The sequence below is a fragment of the Candidatus Accumulibacter vicinus genome (assembly GCF_000584955.1).
Classification (GTDB): Bacteria; Pseudomonadota; Gammaproteobacteria; order Burkholderiales; family Rhodocyclaceae; genus Accumulibacter; species Accumulibacter vicinus.
Genome location: NZ_JDSS02000019.1, coordinates 78663 through 79316, shown reverse-complemented (window position 1 = coordinate 79316; position 654 = coordinate 78663). Strand labels below are relative to the sequence as shown.

Here is a 654-nt window from a genome sequence, read left to right as displayed (position 1 = left end):
CAGCTGCAAGTTGGCCATGAACTGGGGACGCGATATTTCGCGGTGGGTTTCGCGCCGGGAGGAGAACTGAAAAACGAACATCAGCAGGCCGTAAAGCAGGAGTACGGTCAGCTTGTGCCGGCGCTTCCTGGGGTCTCTTGGGTCGGGAATTTGTTCCAGTTGACCGAGCAATGCGGGCAGATCTTTGCGCAGAAGACGTATCTGTTTGCTCACGGCGTCCTCGCGGGCCTCTTGTTCCTCGTCGACAGTCGCGAAGGCCGAGCCTCTGTTGGGCAAAGAAGCGGGGGAGTGGGGGACTTGTCCTGTCGCGCGCAGTTTCGCGTTCAGTGCTTTCTCCTGCCGCCTCTTCTCTGAGCGCAGCTCCTTGAGGGCGGCGCGTGCCGGGCGAAGGCCGGGTTTGCTCATGACTTCATGCTCCCCGGCGTGGCGCACAGTGAAGCGCAACAATCCGAGGTCAGCGGTTTGACCCACACCTGGCGGGGCGTGCTGTGATACGACTGGCCGGGGCGGGCCAGCCCGCGCCCGCTGGTCTCCCCAAGCCACTGCCAGCCGGCGGCACGGTAGCAGGTGCCGGCATAGTGACGCGGATCGACGAAGGTCTCCAGCAGCAGGGGCTCGAAGCCCCAGTGATCGAGCCAGTCCGCGCGTGCGCGG

General features: G+C 64.4%; 2 pseudogenes. Both read right to left on the bottom strand.

Features of this window, described 5'->3' with window-relative positions:
• Nucleotides 1-405 (bottom strand): annotated as a pseudogene (locus CAPSK01_RS06775) (transposase family protein); the annotation flags it as partial.
• A pseudogene (locus tag CAPSK01_RS06770) lies at nucleotides 402-654 on the bottom strand (Druantia anti-phage system protein DruA); the annotation flags it as partial. The pseudogenes CAPSK01_RS06770 and CAPSK01_RS06775, both read right to left, overlap by 4 nt.